The following is a 19,502-nucleotide window of genomic DNA, read 5'->3' as shown; positions in this document are numbered from 1 at the left end:
GCTCAGCCTATGCTGATGCGGTCCGTTCCGTCGTCGATGGGCAGATCACCGCGCACCACCGCGGTCACCTGATACGAGTCGAGGTTGATCGAACCCTCGTGGTTGTCGAGGAATGCGGTGTCGGCGGCGTCCCGCCCGGTCGAGATGCGCACCAGCCCCTGGCGTGGCGCGAGCCGCGTGGCATCGACCACCACCCAGACGCCGTCGATGAGCGCCTCGGCGACCGCGTGGAAGTCCATCGGATCGCAGCCCGGCGCATACACGGCGACCAACCGGGCGGGGATGTTCAACGCGCGCAGCAACGCCACCACCAGATGCGCGTAGTCGCGGCAGACGCCCGCACCGGCCAGCAGGGTGTCGGCGGCGCCGTCGATGGGGTCACTCGCGCCGGGGATGTAGTCGAGGCGATCCTCGACGAACGCGGTCACCTGGTTGAGGAGTTCCCCCTTCGGCAACGAGGTGTCGAACTGACCCGCGGCGAATCCGAAGAACTTGTCGGCCTCGGCATATCGGCTGGGGCGCAAGTAGATCGAATGATCGGTGACCCCGACCTGGGCCGGATCGGCAGGCGTGGTCACCGCGGCCCGATAGTCGACATCGAGCTGACCGGACTCCACCGACAGCCGGTGGATGCGGCCGCCGTAATTGTCCACGATCTCCTCCACCGACACCGGCTTGCCGTCGAGGGTCACCTGGAGGGTTTCGTCGAGGGACAGCCCGGGCATGCGGGCCACCGCGATCTGCATCTCGATCTCGGTGGGTGCGGTGACGGAAATGGACATGGTCGCGGCAACGTCGCGAGGGGGGATCGTCATGCCTGTCACGGTAGGGCAAAACGCCGGACTCTGCGTCACTGGCGCCCGCTACGCTACGGCCGGGCGCGACAGTGGGTCATCGCCGCGACCGGGTCGGCGTAGATCACGCTGAGCGCCACCACGATTGCCGCACTCTCCTGGACCGACAACCCGAACCGCGACGCCGTGAGCTCCAGCGGCCAACCGATCCTGGATGCGGAGTCGAAGGCCGCCTGCACCGGTCCGAGCCCCTGCGGATGCGCGGCGAACGCATCACCGGCGACGATCACCTCGTCGGGATTGACCGCGTCACGGAAGACGGCGACCACCTCCCCGAGGATGCGGGCGCGTTCGTCGGTGATCACCGACGCGTCCGGTGAGACGCCGAGGCGCTGCGCGGCGCGGCGTGCGACGTCGACACCGATCACGTCCTGCAGGGTGGCCGCACCCCCGCACAGCGTCGGGGCGTCGACACCGATGTGGGCGATCGTGCCGGCCCCGCGGTCGGGGACCACCACCTGCCCGCCGACGGTCAGGGCCATGCCCGTGGTTTCGCGCGCGTAGAAGAAAAGTCCCGTATTCGCGCTGCTGCGAGCCGAACTCAGCAACAGTTCGGCTGCCGCCATGGCCTGCACATGCTCGCACACCGACACCGGCACGCCGAGTGCCTCGGCGAGTTGCGCTCCAACGGGGACATTGCGCCAGCCGAGGACGGGATGATCGACCACACCGCCGGCGCGCTCGACGCGCCCGCCGAGTGCGACCCCGCCCCACAGCAGGCGGCGCCCGGAGAATCGGTCGGCGAGTTCCCGCAGGGCGTGACAGAGTTCGGCCGCCGACGCGTGCGGATCGTCGTGCGGGGTCAGTACGGCGTGGCTGTAGAGGGTGCGCCCACCGAGGTCGGCGATGGCCAGCAGGGTCCGTCGGGCGCCGATGTGCATCCCCGCGACGCAAAGGCTGTCGCGGTCGAGGGTCAGGGGATGCTTGGGCCGACCGATGCTGCCGGCATGGACCAGGTCGCGGCGTTCGAGGACGAAACCCAGTTCGGTCAGCGCGGTCACCTGTCGGTTGATGGTGGCCGGGGACAACCCGGTCTCGGCGGCGAGGGTGTCGCGGGTGATGGGCGCACCGACCCGGATGCGCTGCAACACCTGCGCCGCGGGGGTCGTCCCGACACCGAGTGTCGCCGGGATGACCGTGTGCATGACTGGAGAATCTAGCATCGCCGTCGGCGGGCGCACCCCGATCGGCGTCGAGACCCAGTCCGGGATTCAGTGCCGGGCCCGGGGCGCAGGCCCCACCCGGCTCGGCACGTAAACTCACGATCATGAGTGAGTCCACCGCCTCCGAGGTCACCCGCGTCGCCGTCGTCACCGGTGCGAGTTCCGGAATCGGCGCGGCCACCGCCCGCGCCCTTGCCGCACAGGGCTTCCACGTGGTCCTCGGCGCCCGCCGGGTCGATCGGGTTCAGGCGCTGGCCGCCGAGATCGGCGGTACCGGAAAGCAACTCGACGTCACCGACGAGGAGTCGGTGGCCCGATTCGTCGACGGCCTGGATTCGGTGCACGTACTCGTCAACAACGCCGGCGGCGCGAAAGGCCTCGACCCGGTGGCCACCGCCGACCTCGACGACTGGCGCTGGATGTGGGAGACCAACGTTCTGGGGACGCTACGGATGACCAAGGCACTGCTCCCGGCGCTCGAAGCCTCCGGCGACGGACTGATCGTCACCATCACCTCGGTCGCCGCCCTGGAGGCCTACGACAACGGCGCCGGCTATACCTCGGCGAAACATGGTCAGGGAGTGTTGCATCGGACGTTGCGCTACGAATTGCTCGGCAAGCCGATCCGGCTCACCGAGATCGCGCCCGGCATGGTCGAAACCGATTTCTCGCTGGTGCGTTTCGAGGGCGACAAGGAACGCGCCGACGCCGTCTACCAAGGCCTGACGCCGCTGACCGCCGACGATGTCGCCGAGGTCATCGGCTTCGTCGCGTCCCGGCCGCCGCACGTGAATCTCGATCAGATCGTGCTCAAACCGCGTGATCAGGCCTCGGCGCGGCGCAACATCAAGACCGGCTAGGCGGGGCCGCTCCGGGCCCTCAGTTCGGGGCGCTCACCGACGAGGGTGCACCACTCGGGGTCGCCGGTACCGACGCCGACTGCGGGGTGCCCTTGATCGCCGACATCGACTTCCAGGTGTCCCAGTCGTAGGTCCAGTCGAAGATGTCGCCGTCGGCCTCGGACAGATCGATCCGGGTGCCGGTCACCTCGACGGGGTCACCGTAGATCGCGGTGGTGAAGTACTGCTGCGCGTTGTCCAGCGACAGGTTGATGCAGCCGTTCGTCACATTCGACGAACCCTGCACGCCAACGGTTTCGGGGTTGGCGTGGATGAACTCGCCGTTGTTGGAGATACGCACCGCCCAGCGTTCGTGGACGTTGAAGTACCCCGCTGCCGGGTTGGACATGTAGAAGTCCTCGTACTTCTCGCTGACCACGTGGATACCCGAGCGGGTCACGTTGCGGTCGACGTCGCCTTCGCCGTAGCTGCAGGGCAAGGTCATCAGCGTCGATCCGTCACGGACCACCACGATCTGGTGGCTGGGCGCGTCTGCTTTGACGATCTGCGAGCGGCCGACGGTGTAGTCGCTGGTGACGTCGGCGGCACCGTATGCCCCGCCGCCGTGATCGAGCCCGTACAGCTTGGCCGACATGTGGATCTTGGTGCCCGGGGTGAGGTACTCCTTGGAGCGCCAGTGCACGCGTGACCCGTTGTCCTCGCCGAGCCAGGCCCAACTGCCCTCCGCGGGGGGTGTGGTGGTCAGGGTGAGTGCGCGCTCGACGGCTTCCTTGTCGTCGACGGTCCCGTCGAACTTGAGGATCAGCGGTGCGGCGATGCCGACTTCCTGCCCGTCGGCGATGTTGACGACGACGTTGAGTTGTTGCTTGGGATCGAGGGTGGTGAACGACCCCTTGACCGGCACCGTCAGTCGGTCCTGCCCGACGGCACTGCCTTGCCAGGTGTAGGTGGTGCCGTAGCCGAGAACCTCGTTGACGGTGAAGGTGGTGCGATCGTCGGAGAGCGTGCCGGTGACCGCCTTGCCGCTGGCGTTGACCAGTTTGACGTCGGGGTTCAGCGTGCCGCCCGACGCCTTGACCTCGACCTTGGCGGTCGGATTGGGCGCGGCGGGATCGTCGAGTGCAGGTGTGTAGGTGACCTTGACGGTCGGCTGCTTCGACTTCTGGGCGGAGGTGGTGTCGTCGGATCGTCCACAGGCGGCGGCCACGAGGCCCGCGGTGGCGATGCCTGCCGCCGCGAGAACGGTGCGTCGGCTGGGTGTCGGCTGCGTGTTCATGTCGGGACCAGGGTACCGAGACCGGCTGATGAACGGCTCTCTGCCTGCTGTGATTCGGTCAAGACAGCGATGCCGGCGACGCCGGCGACCCACGCAGATGGGCGCGCTCACCGTCGTGGTCGAAGATCGAGAGGACCTCCGCGGGTCCGTCGTCGGGGGCCAACGAATGCGGGACCGTGCATGCGAACTCGGCGGCGTGGCCTGCGGGAATGATGATCGTCCGTTCGCCGAGCCGGAGCCGGATCGTGCCGCTGAGCACCGTGAACCACTCATGTCCGGGGTGCACCCGCAGCTCGCGGGCGGCGTCCCGAACCGATTCGTCGAGTCGCATCTTTGCCACGGTCACACCGGCCGGGGTGTTGTCACGTGACAAAGGCCACACCGTGATGCCCTCGTTGGAGTGGGGTTCGGGACGGATCACCACGTCGGCGTCGCCGACCGGCTCGACCAGGACATCGAGTGAGGTGCCCAGCGCGCGGGCGATCGGGACGAGCTGATCGAGCGCGACCCGCCGATGTCCGGTCTCGATCCGGCTCAGCGTCGACGGACTCAGGTGACAGCGATGTGCCAGCGAATCCAAGGTCCACCCCTTGGCGACGCGCATCGCGCGGATGCGCTGACGGACCACCGCATCGATTTCTTGCTCCATGGGCAAGATGGTATGCCCCTTGCGCATCAGCTCGCTAGCCTCGACATCATGACCAGCACGCACGGATCAGATCATCGGCACCACGGACGGCACTCGCACGGGACACATGATCATGGGGCACACGATCATGACGGCACCGACATCGGCGATCTGCTCGAACTCGACGCCGCGGTCACCGGCACCTACCTCGACGAGGCGATCTCCCTCATCCGCACCGAGACCACCCGGCCCATCGAGGTGATCGTCGACGCCGGCGCCGGTACCGGGGTCGGCACCCGCGCCCTCGCAGCGGCCTTCGGGGACGCCGAGATCGTCGCCATCGACGGCTCCCCCGAGATGACCGCACGCATCGACGCCGCCGGACCGGGCACCGTGCGGACGGTGACCGCCGACCTCGACGACGGCTGGCCGGCGAGCGTCGGGGCCGCCGACGTCGTGTGGGCGTCGGCGTCGCTGCATCACGTCACCGACCCCGCCGCCTTCCTGCGCACCACACGCAGCCATCTGCGGCCGGGCGGCGTGCTGGCGGTCATCGAGATGCCGCATCAGCCCCGATTCCTGCAGACCGAGACACCGCACACCGACCTCAATGAACGGATCGAGGAGCTCATGCGGGCCAAGGGCGCCAACAGCTTTCCCGACTGGACCGACACGATCACCGCCGCCGGATTCGAGATGCGCACACGGCACACCGTGAGAATCGACGTTCCCGAACCCACCGAACTCACCCGCGCCTACGCGCAGGCATGGCTCTCCCGGGTGCGCACCGGACTCGCCGACGACCTCACCGACACCGACGCGGCCACCCTCGACGAGTTACTCGGCGACGGACCCACCTCCCTGCGCCACCGCCCGGACGTCGCCGTACGGGCCGCCCGCACGATCTGGATCGCGACCGTGCCCGCATCGACCACCGAAGCGAACCAGGAGATCTCATGACCACCACGGCAACCGAGACCGTCGACGTGGCCATCATCGGCGGCGGCGCAGCCGGGCTGTCCGCTGCGGTCACCCTCGCGCGGTCACTGCGCACGGTCGTCGTCATCGACGCCGGCGCACCCCGCAACGCACCCGCCGCCGGTGCGCACAACCTCCTCGGCCGGGAGGGCATCGCCCCGACCGAACTGCTGCGCGCCGGACGCGCGGAGGCCATCGGATACGGCGCGACCATCCGCGAGGGCACCGTTACCGCCGTGGTGCGCCCAGAACACCGGGCCGACAACGCTTTCGAGGTGCAGAGCACCGGCGCTTTCGAGGTGCACAGCACCGGCGGGCCCACCGCCGTCGCCCGCCGACTGCTGATCGCGACCGGACTCGTCGACGAACTCCCCGACGTCGCCGGGCTCGCCGAACTCTGGGGCCGCGACGTGCTCCACTGCCCGTTCTGTCACGGCTACGAGGTACGCGGTCGGCGGGTCGGCGTCCTCGGCACCGGGCCGATGGCCATGCACCAGGCAATGCTGTTCTCCCAGTTGACCTCCCACATCACCCTCATCGATCACGGCATGCCACCATTCACCCCGGAACAGCGGTTGCAGGCCGAGGTACGCGGGATCGAGATCATCGGCGGACCGGTGGCGCGGGTTGATGCCGACGCCGACAACCGTTTGCGCGCAGTGCTGTTCGACGACGGACGCGAGCTGGAGCTCGATGCACTCGTCGTCGCACCACGAATGCGTGCCCGAGGCGAGATCTACACCTCGCTCGGTGGCACACTCGAGGACAACCCGATGGGCAGCATCATCCCCGCCGACCGGACCGGACGAACCCCGATCGACGGGGTCTGGGCGGCAGGCAATTCCGTGGATCTCGCAGCGATGGTCGGGGCCTCGGCGGCGGCCGGGGTGCAGTGCGGCGCGATGATCAACGTCGACCTCATCGAGGAGGACACCCGGCGGGCGCTCGGGAGCCGGGTGGCCGGCTGAACATCGCTGTCAGTTGAACATCGCTGTCAGTTGAACACCGGTATCAGCTGAACACCACGGTCTTGCGGCCGTGCACCAGCACACGGTCCTCGAGGTGCCACCGCAAACCCCGCGCCAGGACCAGGGTTTCGATGTCGCGGCCCTGCCGGACCATGTCGCGCACGCTGTCGGAGTGGTCGATCCGGGTGACGTCCTGCTCGATGATCGGGCCGGCGTCGAGGTCGGCGGTCACGTAATGACAGGTCGCGCCGATCAGCTTGACACCGCGGGCGAACGCCTGGTGGTACGGCCGGGCGCCGATGAAGCTGGGCAAGAAGCTGTGGTGGATGTTGATCGCGCGCCCGGCCCACGCCTCGCACAGTTCGGGCGGCAGGATCTGCATGAAGCGGGCGAGCACCACCGCGTCGGGGGTGTGGCTGTCGACGATCTCCTCGACCCGGTCGAAGGCTGCTCGTTTGGCGCGCGCACCGGACTTCCCGTCGGGTCCGGTGAACGGCACGTGATGAAACGGCACCCCGAAGCGTTCGGTCAGTCCGCCGAGGTCGGGATGGTTGCCGATGACCGCGGACACCGTCGCCGGCAGTTCACCACGGTCGGCGCGACCGAGTAGGTCGGTGAGGCAATGGCTTTCCTTGCTGACGAGCAGCACCACCGATTTCTCCTCGCCGGTGTCGGTGACCTTCCACTCGGTCTGCGGTCCCCATTCGGCAGCGATGCCCGCGAATCGGGCGCGCACCTCGTCGAGGGGGATCGTCACCGTGTCGGCGCGGACGGCCTGCCTGGTGAAGAACCATCCGGAGTCCTCGTCGGAGTGGTAGGCGGCCTCGGTGATCCAGCCGCCGATCTCGGCGAGGAAGCTCGAGATCCGCGCGACGATCCCGGTCTGGTCGGGGCAGCCGAGGGTGAGCACATAGCGACGGTCGGCACCGGAGGCGTCGGTGGCGGGGACCGAGGTGGCGGGGACTGAGCTGGATGGGACAGCGGTGGCGGGGGTGGTCACGGTCCTTCAGTGTGCCAAGCTCGTCTGTGTGACGATCACCGACCTACGCCGAGCCGATGTCGCGGCCCTCGTCGACCACACCCTGCTCAAGCCCGAGGCCACCCGCGCCGACGCCGAGGCCACCATCGCCGAGGCCGCGGAGCTCGGCGTCTACGCGGTCTGCCTGTCGCCGTCCATGCTGCCGATCGATACCGGTGACCAGAAGTCCTGTGTTGTCGCCGGCTTCCCGTCGGGCAAGCACCATTCGCTGGTCAAGGCCGCCGAGGCGCGCCTGGCCGTGGACTCCGGTGCCGACGAGGTCGACATGGTCATCGACGTCGGGGCCGCGCTCGATCAGCGGTTCGACGAGGTGTTCGCCGACGTGCTCACCGTGCGTGAGGCCGTCGGCGACGAGACGGTCCTCAAGGTGATCGTCGAGTCGGCGGCGCTGCTCGACCTCGCCGGCGAGGACACCCTGACCGAGGTCTGCGCGCACGCGGCCCGCGCCGGGGCGAGCTTCGTCAAGACCTCGACCGGGTTCCATCCGGCCGGCGGCGCGAGTGTGCGGGCAGTGGAGATCATGCGGGCCGCCGTGCCGGCCCGGGTCGGGGTGAAGGCATCCGGCGGAATCCGCGATGCACGGTTCGCCGCCGAACTCATCGCTGCCGGGGCCACCCGACTCGGCTTGTCGGGCAGCCGTGCGGTGTTGGAGGGCTTCACCGAATAGCGATCGGCCGCAACGGGTTCAGGCCACGACAGCACACCCGCGGGATCAGCCCGGAAGAGTTGGGCGTATGGGTGATTCGCGGTCAGAACCCGCCGAAATCCCCGCCGCCGAAGTCCCCGCCACCCCCGAAGTCGTTGCCGCCGCCGAAGTCACCGAAACCGCCGCCGTAGTCACCACCGCCCATGTCGCCCCCGGCGTCGCCGCCACCCATGTCGCCCCCGCCTCCATCGCCGTAGCCCCCATCGCCGTAATCCCCGGCATCGAGGGCTCCGGCGTCGGTGCCGTCGCCGACGCCGTTCTCGAAGGCGGCCGCGTCGTAGTTGACCCCGGCCATACCGGAGAACAGTGCCGAGAACAGGAACATCGAGCCGACACCCCACGCTCCGGCGACGAGCGCGGGCTTCCACCACGGTTCGGAGTACCAGCCGGCTGGTACCGGTCGGCCGGCGACGCGGCCACCCGGGTAGTAGTTCGGGGTGGTCGGCGACGGTGCGGGCGAGGCCTGCACGGTGCGGCCTTCGAAGTCGATCTCACGGTTCTCGGTGACCTGGCCCGCACTCTTCTGTCCGTCGAGTTCGGGGATCGCCGGTCCGGGGTCCATGCCCATCGCGGTCCGTGCGGCGCGGATGTAGTAGAGGCCCTCGATGGCGGTCTGTTTGGCGAGTCGGGCCTGTGCGGGGCTGGTGGCCTGGTCGATCTGCGAGCCGGCGGCGGTGTGCCGTTCGGCCGCGTCGGCGAGCGCCTGCTTGGCGGCGGGCGAATCCCCGACCAGCATGTACACCTGCCCGCCGAGTCGTTCGATGGCCTGTCGGGCGTCGGCCTTCGCGTCGTCGAGGGTGCGGGCGGTGTTGGCACCGGAGCGCCGCTGCATGACCACCACCACCCCCACAACAAGCAGGATGACGACGGCGATCAGGAGCAGCTGGCCCACGGGTTCCTCCGGAACGGGGTCGGAAAATCGGACATCTCCCAGCGTACCTGCGAGGTGGTGGGGCCCGTCCGGCTCAGAGGATCGAGCAGGTCGGCGCCGAACCCGAGCTCGACGTCGACGCGGCCGCCGACCCGAGATCGACGTTGCTACCGGTGACGGCGAAGTCGACGCCCTGGTCGGTGACCTTCAGGGAGGTGACCTTGATTTCCTTGGTGAGGTCACCGAAGAGGCTGTCGCCGAAGCCGTCGACGAACTGCTGGGCGAAGTCGGCGGGAATCCCGAAGACGAAGGCGCTGGCCTGCTCCACCTGGAAGCGCACCTTGCCCTGGTCGAGGACCGGCTTCATGGTGAGGCTGACCGGCACCGGGAAGATCGCGACCTGTACCGCGGCGTCCACCTTGATCGTGCCGTCGGCGGCGTTGCCGGTGACCGAACTGACCTGGGTACTGCCCAAGATGCCGGAGCCCTCGGTTCCGGTGCCGCCGTTGGTGGTGCCACCGTTGGTCCCGCTGTTGTCGGTCGAGCCACCGGAGAGTTGCCCCTGCTTGCTCAGCTCGATCACCCGCTGGAACGGGACGTACCCGGTGCCCGCGAGCGAATCGACCTTGACCGAGTTCCCGTCCTGGCTGACCCCATCGGCCCGCACGTGCAGTTGCATCTGCGTCGAATTGGAGTCGCTGGTGTCCACCTGGACGTAGGGGTAATCGTTCGAGAACTTCTGCAGCAGAATGGGTTTCTTGCTGATCGACACGTTGGTGGGCTGACCGGTCAGCGCGCCGAACTGTTTCTCCAGGCAATCGGTCGCCCGGCTGCGCAAGAAGAGTTCGGTGCCGACGAGCGCGATGATGATCACCAACACCAGTCCGACCGCGCCGAGCGCGATGAACTTTCCCTTGCCGCGTTTCGTCGGCGCCGTCGTGACCACGCCGTCGCCGGTCGGGGGAACCGCATGCGCACCCGTTCCCGGATCCCCTCCGTCCATCGGGTTCTCCCCGGTGGTGAACTGCGCGGTCTGCGGGTGCGCCGCGGGTGGTGGCGGCGTCACCGGGGTCGTGGTGGCGTCGGAGATCTGCGAGTAGGCGCGCGCGTGGCGGGAGGTGGTGGTCGGCTCCCACTGCTCGGTGTCGGGGGCGGGATTCTCCCCCGCACCGTGCTGGGCCGGGGTCTGCTCTGCTGAGGTCTGCTCCGCCGGGGTCTGATCGGCCGGTACCTGCCCGGCCGGCAAGTCCCGTCCCGCGGAGTGGTCGCGCGGCGCGTTCTCCCGACCGACCTGCTTGGTGGCATCCGGATCCTCGGGACCACGAGGGGTCTGCGGATCGTCGGTCGTGTCGTCGGCCATGCACTCCGTCCTAGGGGCGTCGGTCTTGCGTGATCACAGTTCGTACGCGACGGGCGTCGGTTCGATTCGGAATTCCCGCTGGTTGGCGAGGACCGCGAGTTGCTCGCGAGCCTTGGCGACAACACCCAGGTCGAGGTCGTGTACACCCAGCCGTTGCTCCCCCGTGTACGACGCGACCACGCTACCGAAGGGATCTGAGATTTGGCTATGTCCTACGCCGGTCGGCGCTTTCGACGCGCGGAGCTCCTCGTCGGCGGGTTCGGCCTGCCCGACGGCCACCACATAGGACGTCGAGTCGAGGGCACGTGCGGTGGCCAGCGTCCGCCATTGCTCGACCTTGCCGCGCCCGGCACCCCAGGAAGCGGGGACGACGATCACCTCGGCCCCGTTTTGGGCAAGCGCGGTGAACAGCGCCGGGAAGCGGATGTCGTAGCAGGTGGCCAGGCCGATGCGGACGCCGTCGACCGTCACGGTCCGCGCGACGTCACCGGGTGCGACGGTGGCCGATTCCCGGAAGCCGAAGGCGTCGTACAGGTGGATCTTGTCGTAGCCGATGCGGGTGCCGTCAGGTGCTGCGACCAGCAGGGTGTTGGCGACTCGCCCGTCGTCGCCGGGGGTGAACATGCCCGCGATCACGGTCACCGAGTTCTCGACCGCGATCTGCGAGACGCCTGTGGCCCACGGCCCGTCGAGCGATTGGGCGACCGGGCCCAGCGGCACCCCGAACCGGCACATCGTCGCCTCGGGGAACACGACGAGAACGGCACCGTCGGCGGCCGCCGCGGCCGTGTGTTCGGCGACCAGACGCAGGTTGTCGTCCGGGTCGGTACCGGAGGTGATCTGGGCCATCGCAATGCGCATGTGGCCAAACTACCCGCGTGGTGCGACCGTCTCCCAGGGCACGGTCAACAGATTGTCGACGACGCGGCGGCGTGGAATCGCGACGTCGACGCCGGCCGCACGCATCAGCGTGAGGGTCTGCGCCCAACGTGCGCGTGGGCCGAAGACCGTCTGACCGGCGGCGTTGTCCCAGCAGCGGTCGGCGGTGACGAGCAACTCGTGGATGCGCTCACCGGGCACGTTGCGATGGATGAGCGCCTTGGGGAGCCGTTCGGCGAGGTCGGAGGGTCTCCCCGTGTGCGCGGGCGACCAGCACAGGGTGAGGCTGCGAGGCCCGGCGGCGTCGAGCAGCACCCAGGCGCACCGACGGCCGATCTCGTCACAGGTGCCCTCGACGATCAGCCCGCCGGGAGCCAGTTGCGTCATCATCTGCGACCACGCGGGGGCCACCTCGTGCTCGTCGTACTGTCGCAGGACATTGAACGCGCGGACCAGTTGTGGCCGGAATCCGGCGAGCTCGAAACCACCGAGTGCGAATCGCACGCCGTCGATCGGGGCGACGATGCGGTCGGGGTCTATCTCGAGGCCGATCATCTGCAGGTCGGGAGCGACGGGCCGCAGTCGCCGTGCCATCTCGACACAGGTGTCGGGCCGTGCACCGTATCCAAGGTCGACGACGATCGGTCGCGCGACGGCGGCCAGCGCCGCGACGATCGACGGTTCGTGCGCCATCCACCGGTCAACGCGGCGCAGGCGGTTGATGTTGGTGGTACCCCGGGTCACCCGCCCGTGAGGTCTCGGGGTGGGTGTCACGCGGTCAGAGGTTCTTGTCGATCCAGTCCTTGGAGTACTCGGCCTCCGCACGGAACAGATCCACCAGGTTGACCAGCATGAGTTGCTCGAGTTTGCCGTTGATGAACGGGATGAAGACCTTGACCTCGGTGGTCTTGCGGATGGTGCAGCCGGTCTCGGTGGGGAACAGTTCCTGCCAGCCCTGCAGATTGCCGGGACCCGCGGGGATCGACGCGGTGTAGTTGCCCTTGGTGTTGTCCGGGTCGAACGGCCCGAACGATTCCTCGCGGGTGATCACCATGTCCTTCATCAGGACGGTCTGGGCGATCGGGGGCAGCTGATCGCGGCCGATGTGCTGCTTGAGCACCACTTTCAGGCCGGTTTCATCGGACCGGAAGTCTTCCACCTCGCAGTGCGGCGAGATCATCTGGAAGCCCGCCATCATGTCATCCCAATACTGCCGGGAGCTCTGAGCTTCGTAGAGCTTCTCCACGGGATGCGCATAGCGCGCGGAGTAGCTGAGACGTCGTGCCATGACGGCCAGGTTACGTCAGCGGTGAGCGGCCTCCCAAGTCACCGTCTTCTCGCGTTCGTTGTCGAGCAGGCCCACGAGTTGTTCGATGACGGCGCTCTCGATCTTGCCGCCGACGAAGGGAATCCCCACCTTGGCGGTGCCCGTGTACTCGACGCCGGCCGGGTCACCGGAAACCACCAGAGCGCCCTCGACGTCGGCCGGAGCGCCCGACACCGAGGCGTGCATCGTGCCGTTGACCGCGTCCTTCGCCCGGGTGAAGGTCATCGTGCGTGGGATCTCGAGGTCGCCGGGACGCACCTTGGTGACCACCGACGGCAGTCGATCCTCGGGCACCCCTTGGAGCATCTTCACCGTCACCGTGGTGCCGTCCGACGAGAAGGACTCGAGCCTGCCGTGGCTGGAGTTGGTGGCTTCGAGCAGGTCGTGCCAGTACTGCTCGGTCGACACGATCTCCCAGTACCGGTCGGCAGAGAACGGATAGGACACCGAGTGCTTCAGCGGGCTCGCCATGGGATGAGAGATTACTCGACGCCACCGACGTCGGCTGTCGTGCGCCGCCTCGGGTTACCGTTGGCCCCGTGACCGAGACTTCGCTGCAGCCCGGAGTGCCGCTGGCCGGCCTGACCACCCTGCGGGTCGGCGGCCCGGCGCGGGCACTGCTCCGCTGTGAGGACACCCGATCGGTCGTCGAGGAGATCCTCGCCGCCGACGCCGTCTCCGAGCCGGTCCTGGTCATGGGTGGCGGATCGAACCTCGTCATCGCCGACGAGGGCTTCGCCGGAACCGCCATCCGCATCGAGAGCAGCCGTATCGAGTTCGGGACCGGCCGCGAATCGGGCCGGGCCCATGTCACCGCCGACGCCGGGGTCACCTGGGACGATCTGGTGGCCGCGACCGTCGAGGCCGGTTTCGGTGGGCTGGAATGTCTCTCCGGGATTCCTGGATCGACCGGTGCGACGCCGGTACAGAACGTCGGCGCCTACGGCGTCGAGGTCGCCGACGTGCTGCGTGAGGTCCAGGTGCTCGACCGTCGTTCGGGGACCCTGCGATGGGTGGCCCCGGGTGAACTCGGCCTGGCCTACCGCACGTCGCGACTCAAGCATCGCGACGAGATGGTCGTGGTTGCGGTGTCGTTCTGGCTCAACGACGATCGCGCCAGTCAGCCACTGCGGTATCGCGAACTGTCCGCCGCCATGGGCGTCGAGCCGGGTGGCCGCGCCGACGCCGCGGCGGTCCGTGAGGCCGTCCTGGCGCTGCGTGCGGGCAAGGGCATGGTGCTCGATCCCGACGACCACGACACCTGGAGTGCCGGTTCGTTTTTCACCAACCCGATCGTCGGGGCCGACGACGCGCCGGCCATTCTCGACCGCATCGCCGGCCGGCTCGGTGCCGACGTCGCCGTCCCCACCTATCCGGCACCGGATGGCGTCAAGTTCTCCGCGGGCTGGCTCATCGAGCGCGCCGGCTACGCCAAGGGCTACCCCGGCTCCCACGCTCCGGTGCGTCTGAGTACCAAACACACACTGGCCCTGACCAATCGCGGTGGCGCGACCACCGAAGAACTCCTCGCTCTCGCCCGCGACGTGCGCGACGGCGTCGCCGACACCTTCGGCATCACCCTGCACCCGGAGCCGGTCTTGGTGAACTGCGCGCTGTAGTACCCCGCCCGACGATCGACCCCGCTGGTCGAGGTGCGAAGGAGCGATAGCGACGTAGCCTCGAGACCCGTTGCACCGATGGATATCCGGGCCACCGTGATCCGAATCCAGCACCGGCCCAGTGGTCTCGAGGCTCGCCGCACGCGGCTCGCACCTCGACCAGCGGGGAAGACGACTCGCCATCGAAGAATGCTCGCGCCTTTCCCCGCCTGACGATCGGATGCTGACGCCCTTCCCATCCGGTGACCGCCCTACCCGATGGACGGGCCCTTCCCGCCCGGTGGCCGCCCTACTCGATGGACGGACCCTTCCCACTCCGATGGTCGAGGTGCCGAGGAGCGCTAGCGACGAGCCTCGAGACCGCTTGTGCCGAAATGCTTCCGGGCCACGGACGCTCGAAAACATCGACCATCGGGTGGGATTATCTCTATGGAGTTCTCAAACAACAGATGCGGTCCCGGCCTGGCCGGGTGCGGGGAATCAGGTTGTGGGGCAGCGTGGGTCAGGCTGCTACGTCGTCGAGTCGCATGCTTCTGCGGTGATAGGCCGGTATCGGTCGGCGTTTCGGGTCGATGCTGGCGGGTGGGATCAGCCAGGGGTGTCGGTCGAATCCCATGATGATGTCCCATCCGTGGTGGTGCACATCGTCGTGGCAGCTGGTGCAGAGTAGGCAGCCGTTGTCGAGGTCGGTGGGACCGCCCTTGCTCCAGTGGACGAGGTGGTGTCCTTGGCAGCGCCCGGCGTGGGCACCACACTTGATACATCCGCGATCCCGCACCAGCAACGCTTTGCGTTGGCCCGGTGTGAAGAAGCGTTTCGCCTCCCCCACACTGAGCAGTACACCGTTGGGATCAAGCATGATCTTGGTGATCGTGGTGTCACACGACAACAGTTTCGCGGTGGCTTCGGTGATGGCACCCATGTTCTGCAAATCGCCGCCGAGCGCCGGGTTGTCCGCCGACCAGGTCCACAACAGTCCGTTGGTCGGTTTCGCCGAGAAGGTGGTGTCCGCCAATCCTTGTGCCGCCAACTCCACGATCGTCTCGAACGCGGCAGCACAGATCTGTTCGGGTGTCCGCGGATCGGGGGACCCGTCGGGTTGAGGCTTGGGCGCCGACAAGGTTTCCATCAGAGCTCTGGTTTTCTCCCCCGCGATGATGTCGAGGTTCGCCGAGATCTCCAACCGGCCGTCGTCGGTGATGCGGTCGGTGTAGGAGTTGATCGTCTTGTCCTCGGCGGCCGGTAACCCACCAGGTGTTTCGGCCGCCAACTCGTTACCCAACTGCCTCGCGTAGGTGGTGATCTCGGCGGGGGTGAAACCGGCGAAGTAGTGCGACAAGAGTTTCCGCAGAAACTCGCAGCGTTGGACGGTGCCCAAAGGCTCGGGGCATCGGGTGTCGATGTGCGCCAGACCGCGGACGACGGCATCGACGTGTTCGGAGGAGATGGACCCGTCCGCTGCGTGCGCCAACAACAGGTCGACATCGGTGGTGGTGGCAACCCGCACATACCGACCCGCGACGGCTGGCGCGAAACCCATGCTGATCAACAACTCTCGCAGCCGGGTGGTCTTGTGATCGGCCACGCCCAGCCGATCCATCTCGCCGGTGAGGGTGGTGGCGTGGTGATCAACCAGGTTGCGCAACAACAGGACTTGTTTCATCGCACCGAAAGCTTGTGGCCCGGTCATCTCCGGATTCCATTGCAGGTCGCTGAGTCGGGCGACGATGGCGGCGAAGATCGCCTCGGCATCAACGGTTTCCGCGTCAAGAGTTGCGGCGGTGTCGATCATGAACCCCTCCCCAGTGGCTGATCGGTGCGATGGGTCCAGTCTACACGAAAGTACGTTCGATGCAAGGGCTATTCTTGATCAATTCTGCTTGTGGACAACATGTTTCGGCGTCAATTTTCTGTCGGTGGAGTGTGGTAAGGGTGCGGCTTTCGTTCGCCTTGTCCTCGATGTGGTTGGGAGGCTTGTTATCTCGCCGGGTCTCGAGGCTCGCCGCACGCGGCTCGCACCTCGACCATCGGGAGGGGAAGGGTTCTCGATCATCCGGGGAAAGGGTGGTCTCGAGCAGGACGGTCTCGACAAGTACTCGAAACCCCCTGTGTAGGCAACCCCACCTACAGGAATCCGACCGCCCGCCGGCCAGTCCCCACCGACGGCGTCGGGTCGGTGCCGAGGCCGGTTCCCAGGAGTTCGGCGTAGATGTCACGGAAGTCCGTGGTGGCCTTGAGATCTCCGTCGTCCAGATCGGTCAGACTCGGCTCGTCACCGTAGAAGCCGCCGCGGACGGGAGCGCCGGCGACGAAGACCGGGCCCGCGGTGCCGTGATCGGTGCCCTGAGAGGCGTTGGCGCGCACGCGACGACCGAACTCCGAGTAGGCCATGACGATGACGTCGCGGCCGCGCGGGTCACCGGCCATCCGGGTGAGAAACGACGACATGGCCGAGTCGACCTCACCGAGCAGATTCTGCTGTGTCTCGCGTTCGTCGGCGTGTGTGTCGAATCCGCCGATGCTCACCGAGTACACCTTGGTCGGCACTCCGGCGCTCACGCACCGGGCGACGGTATCGAGTTGTTCGGCAAGCGCTTTGCCCTCTGCACCCGCCGAGCCGGTCGTCCCCTTCGACGCCCGCACCCCACGCAGCGCCGACGCCGCCTTGTTCTCGGCGGCGTAGGACGTGCTTCATGTGGTCCTGCCTCGGATCGCGCGAATGGTGTTCAGACGGTCAGGTATTCGGGGCTGTTGAGGGCAATCGCGGTGAGCGTCACCGGATTCTTGACCGACCCCTGCATCACCTTCACGGTCCGGTCGGAGAATCCGCCGACACCGAGCAGATGCGCCGCGGCGTCGATACGCTCCCCCGCGGCGGCGTCGTGGATGGTGGCGACCTGCGCGTCGCGGGCCAGGCGCATCGCTGTGTTCCAGCGTGTTTCGGCGCCGGCGGTCGACAGCCACGCCTGCCCGGACGGCCAGCCCCCGACGTCGGGTGGGTAGAAGGGCTGCTGGCCCAACGTCTTGAGGATGGAGGTTGTTCGTTTGAGTTCGGAAGCACCGGGTTTCGGCTGTAGCGCCCGGGTGGCGCCGATGAGCCACTGCACGGGGGAGGCCACTCCTGAGGAGTTGCCGAGCTCGGGGTCGGTGACGATCGCGGCGACCAGACCGCGCAGATCACGGTCGGGGCCGTACGCCGAGGTCAACCGGGTCAGCGCGGCCGCCGACGGCGGCGTGTCCCCGGCCAGGTGCTGCCACACCCTGGTGGCGACGTAGCCGGCGGAGGTCGGGTGATCGAGCACTGCGTCGCAGAAGCTCGCGGCGTCCAGATCGCCGGTGACGCCCAGGACGGTCTTGGTGCCCGAATCATGCAACGTCGGCTTGAGTACCGTGCCCCCGCGATTGTCCGGCCGCCGCCCGGTCAGGGCCCGTGCACCTTCGCGGACGTCGGTCTCGGTGTACCCGTTGCCGTGTCCGAGGGCGAACAGTTCCATGAATTCGCGGGCGAGGTTCTCATTCGCGGCACCCTTGACGTTGCTGGCGCCGTCGAGCCAGCGCAGCATCGCCGCATCGGTCAGCATGGTGTAGGCCAGCGGACGGAACTGTCCGAGCCCCATCGTGCGCAGCTTCTCGTTCTGGGCGAGCATCTCCGCGGCAGAGCCGACCTTGGCGATCGACGTGGCGAAGTGGTTGTGCCACATGAAGGTCAGTTTCTCGCGTTCGGGCACCTCGGCGGCGATCATCCGATGTGTCCACCAGGTCACCAATTGCTTTGTCTGCGCCGAACGTTCGGATCGGACCTGCTTGCGCATCGCGGCCGACGCGCTGCGCGGCACCCGCGCCACCATGCCGAAGTGCGGGGCCGGGGTGGCATCGACCCCACGATCGGGTGCGGGGGCGGGTGTGAGCACGCGCTGGAGGTAGGTGTCGATCCCCGAGGCCACCACGGCGTCGACCTGGGTTCCGGTCGCGCCGAACCCCAACCGCCGCACCACTCTCGCCGCCGCCATCCAGTCGACCGATTGCGTCATGGCTGCCAGTCTGGCCACCCCGGCGCCGGGAACCAGGCCACGCCGCCGGTCCTTCAGGGAGTCTTCAGCACGACCCTCGCAGATCCGGCATCCCGCCCGGCGACCGGCAAACCGTCGGTCCTGTCGTGGCAACCTTCAGAAAGCCTTCAGTTGCCCCGTACTCCCCCGCCCTACGGTGGTCGCCATGTCAGACACCGAGAACCCGCAAGAACCCGGCCGGCAACCGCACGACACCACGCCCGACGATCCCACCACCCAGTTCGGTACCGAACCGATACCGCAGGGGGCGAACCCGACGACGCCGATCACACCGATCCCGGGGCAGCCCGGCCCGTACGCCGGCCCGCCACCCTCCGGACCGCCCCCTTCCGGCCCACCGCCGTCGATGCCACCGCAGGGGCAACCGGGCACTCCCGGTCCGGCACCCAAGCCGTCGTTCTGGCACAGTCAGCGCACCGCGCTGCTCACCGGGGTCGCTGCCCTCATCATCGGCGGTCTCATCGGGGGCGGTATCGGCTGGGCGACCGGACACGACGACTCGCACACACAGCCAGGCGCAGCCACCGCCCAGCACGGCAAGAAGACCCGCCACGAGGCCACCTCGGCGGCAAGCCGACGTGGGGTGACCGGCCAGATCACCGCGATCAACGGCCAGACCTGGACGGTCCAGACCCGCGGCGACAAGACGGTGACCGTCGACATCACCGGCGACACCCATTTCGGGACCGAACGGAAACCGCAGCAGCAGAGCGACTTCGCCGTCGGCGACCGGGTCGTCGTCGCCGGGACCCGAAGTGGCGACACCGTCACCGCGCGCATCGTCGCGAAGCGTCCGACGCCGGCCGGCACTGCGACGCCGCAGACCAGTGGTGCACCGGCCCCGACCTCGGCGCAACCGAGTTGATCGAGCACGGTGATCGATGATGACCGAGACGTGACCGCG

At 68.0% G+C, this 19,502-nt stretch carries 19 protein-coding genes and 1 pseudogene; 6 read left to right on the top strand and 14 right to left on the bottom strand.

The window, feature by feature from the left end; translation table 11 throughout:
* Nucleotides 1-2: 2 nt before the first annotated feature.
* Together P3L18_RS03985 and P3L18_RS03980 are read right to left on the bottom strand one after the other, a co-directional pair.
* Nucleotides 3-815, bottom strand: a complete 813-nt coding sequence (locus P3L18_RS03985; protein ID WP_276113294.1) for a transglutaminase family protein — start codon at nucleotides 813-815, stop codon at nucleotides 3-5.
* A gap of 53 nt (nucleotides 816-868) precedes the next feature.
* Nucleotides 869-1,999, bottom strand: coding sequence for an ROK family transcriptional regulator (locus P3L18_RS03980; RefSeq protein ID WP_276113293.1), 1,131 nt, complete (start codon nucleotides 1,997-1,999; stop codon nucleotides 869-871).
* 122 nt (nucleotides 2,000-2,121) lie between these two features.
* Here P3L18_RS03980 and P3L18_RS03975 point away from each other — a divergent pair, with 122 nt between their 5' ends.
* Nucleotides 2,122-2,877: an SDR family NAD(P)-dependent oxidoreductase gene (locus P3L18_RS03975; RefSeq protein ID WP_276113292.1), complete on the top strand. Its 756-nt coding sequence runs from the start codon at nucleotides 2,122-2,124 to the stop codon at nucleotides 2,875-2,877.
* Between the two features lie 19 nt (nucleotides 2,878-2,896).
* On the opposite strand, the gene P3L18_RS03970 is transcribed toward P3L18_RS03975, so the two are convergent.
* Entirely contained in the window at nucleotides 2,897-4,153 is a 1,257-nt protein-coding gene (locus P3L18_RS03970) for an Ig-like domain-containing protein (RefSeq protein WP_006372575.1), read from the bottom strand.
* Between the two features lie 58 nt (nucleotides 4,154-4,211).
* Nucleotides 4,212-4,802, bottom strand: coding sequence for an XRE family transcriptional regulator (locus P3L18_RS03965; protein WP_006372574.1), 591 nt, complete (start codon nucleotides 4,800-4,802; stop codon nucleotides 4,212-4,214).
* Nucleotides 4,803-4,850: 48 nt separating this feature from the next.
* On the opposite strand from P3L18_RS03965, the gene P3L18_RS03960 reads away from it, so the two are divergent.
* Both P3L18_RS03960 and P3L18_RS03955 read left to right on the top strand, forming a co-directional pair.
* Nucleotides 4,851-5,741: a class I SAM-dependent methyltransferase gene (locus P3L18_RS03960; protein ID WP_276113291.1), complete on the top strand. Its 891-nt coding sequence runs from the start codon at nucleotides 4,851-4,853 to the stop codon at nucleotides 5,739-5,741.
* Nucleotides 5,738-6,727: an NAD(P)/FAD-dependent oxidoreductase gene (locus tag P3L18_RS03955; RefSeq protein ID WP_276113290.1), complete on the top strand. Its 990-nt coding sequence runs from the start codon at nucleotides 5,738-5,740 to the stop codon at nucleotides 6,725-6,727. Before P3L18_RS03960 ends, P3L18_RS03955 begins: the two co-directional genes overlap by 4 nt.
* Before the next feature lie 43 nt (nucleotides 6,728-6,770).
* On the opposite strand, the gene purU is transcribed toward P3L18_RS03955, so the two are convergent.
* Entirely contained in the window at nucleotides 6,771-7,727 is a 957-nt protein-coding gene (gene purU, locus P3L18_RS03950) for a formyltetrahydrofolate deformylase (RefSeq protein ID WP_020172324.1), read from the bottom strand.
* 28 nt (nucleotides 7,728-7,755) lie between these two features.
* Between purU and deoC the strand changes: the two genes are divergently transcribed.
* Nucleotides 7,756-8,433, top strand: coding sequence for a deoxyribose-phosphate aldolase (gene deoC / locus P3L18_RS03945; RefSeq protein WP_006372570.1), 678 nt, complete (start codon nucleotides 7,756-7,758; stop codon nucleotides 8,431-8,433).
* 82 nt (nucleotides 8,434-8,515) lie between these two features.
* Here the strand turns inward: deoC and P3L18_RS03940 are convergent, their stop codons facing one another.
* The 6 genes from P3L18_RS03940 to P3L18_RS03915 all read right to left on the bottom strand — a co-directional run bounded on the left by P3L18_RS03940 (nucleotide 8,516) and on the right by P3L18_RS03915 (nucleotide 13,380).
* Nucleotides 8,516-9,364: a DUF1542 domain-containing protein gene (locus P3L18_RS03940; RefSeq protein WP_271354914.1), complete on the bottom strand. Its 849-nt coding sequence runs from the start codon at nucleotides 9,362-9,364 to the stop codon at nucleotides 8,516-8,518.
* Between the two features lie 73 nt (nucleotides 9,365-9,437).
* The gene (locus P3L18_RS03935) at nucleotides 9,438-10,703 is read right to left on the bottom strand and encodes an LmeA family phospholipid-binding protein (RefSeq protein WP_276113289.1); all 1,266 of its coding nucleotides are present in this window, start codon (nucleotides 10,701-10,703) and stop codon (nucleotides 9,438-9,440) included.
* A 33-nt stretch (nucleotides 10,704-10,736) separates the two neighbouring features.
* The gene (locus tag P3L18_RS03930) at nucleotides 10,737-11,564 is read right to left on the bottom strand and encodes a carbon-nitrogen hydrolase family protein (RefSeq protein ID WP_079928646.1); all 828 of its coding nucleotides are present in this window, start codon (nucleotides 11,562-11,564) and stop codon (nucleotides 10,737-10,739) included.
* A gap of 9 nt (nucleotides 11,565-11,573) precedes the next feature.
* Entirely contained in the window at nucleotides 11,574-12,326 is a 753-nt protein-coding gene (locus P3L18_RS03925) for a class I SAM-dependent methyltransferase (RefSeq protein ID WP_276113417.1), read from the bottom strand.
* 34 nt (nucleotides 12,327-12,360) lie between these two features.
* Entirely contained in the window at nucleotides 12,361-12,870 is a 510-nt protein-coding gene (locus P3L18_RS03920) for a DUF2505 domain-containing protein (RefSeq protein WP_006372565.1), read from the bottom strand.
* A gap of 15 nt (nucleotides 12,871-12,885) precedes the next feature.
* The gene (locus P3L18_RS03915) at nucleotides 12,886-13,380 is read right to left on the bottom strand and encodes a DUF2505 domain-containing protein (RefSeq protein ID WP_276113288.1); all 495 of its coding nucleotides are present in this window, start codon (nucleotides 13,378-13,380) and stop codon (nucleotides 12,886-12,888) included.
* 68 nt (nucleotides 13,381-13,448) lie between these two features.
* Between P3L18_RS03915 and P3L18_RS03910 the strand changes: the two genes are divergently transcribed.
* Entirely contained in the window at nucleotides 13,449-14,528 is a 1,080-nt protein-coding gene (locus tag P3L18_RS03910) for a UDP-N-acetylmuramate dehydrogenase (RefSeq protein WP_276113287.1), read from the top strand.
* A 502-nt stretch (nucleotides 14,529-15,030) separates the two neighbouring features.
* On the opposite strand, the gene P3L18_RS03905 is transcribed toward P3L18_RS03910, so the two are convergent.
* The 3 genes and pseudogenes from P3L18_RS03905 to P3L18_RS03895 form a co-directional block, all read right to left on the bottom strand.
* Nucleotides 15,031-16,320, bottom strand: coding sequence for an HNH endonuclease signature motif containing protein (locus P3L18_RS03905; protein ID WP_276113286.1), 1,290 nt, complete (start codon nucleotides 16,318-16,320; stop codon nucleotides 15,031-15,033).
* A 332-nt stretch (nucleotides 16,321-16,652) separates the two neighbouring features.
* Nucleotides 16,653-17,123: pseudogene (locus P3L18_RS03900) on the bottom strand (DUF1501 domain-containing protein); the annotation flags it as partial.
* A 131-nt stretch (nucleotides 17,124-17,254) separates the two neighbouring features.
* Nucleotides 17,255-18,559, bottom strand: coding sequence for a DUF1800 domain-containing protein (locus P3L18_RS03895; protein ID WP_276113285.1), 1,305 nt, complete (start codon nucleotides 18,557-18,559; stop codon nucleotides 17,255-17,257).
* Nucleotides 18,560-18,743: 184 nt separating this feature from the next.
* On the opposite strand from P3L18_RS03895, the gene P3L18_RS03890 reads away from it, so the two are divergent.
* Complete coding sequence (locus P3L18_RS03890) at nucleotides 18,744-19,463, top strand: DUF5666 domain-containing protein (protein ID WP_276113284.1); 720 nt, start codon at nucleotides 18,744-18,746, stop codon at nucleotides 19,461-19,463.
* Nucleotides 19,464-19,502 lie beyond the last annotated feature (39 nt).

Source organism: Gordonia sp. N1V (assembly GCF_029269935.1).
Lineage (GTDB): Bacteria > Actinomycetota > Actinomycetes > Mycobacteriales > Mycobacteriaceae > Gordonia > Gordonia polyisoprenivorans.
Note: the sequence above shows the minus strand (reverse complement) of the source record. Positions and strands in the feature narration are given on the sequence as shown.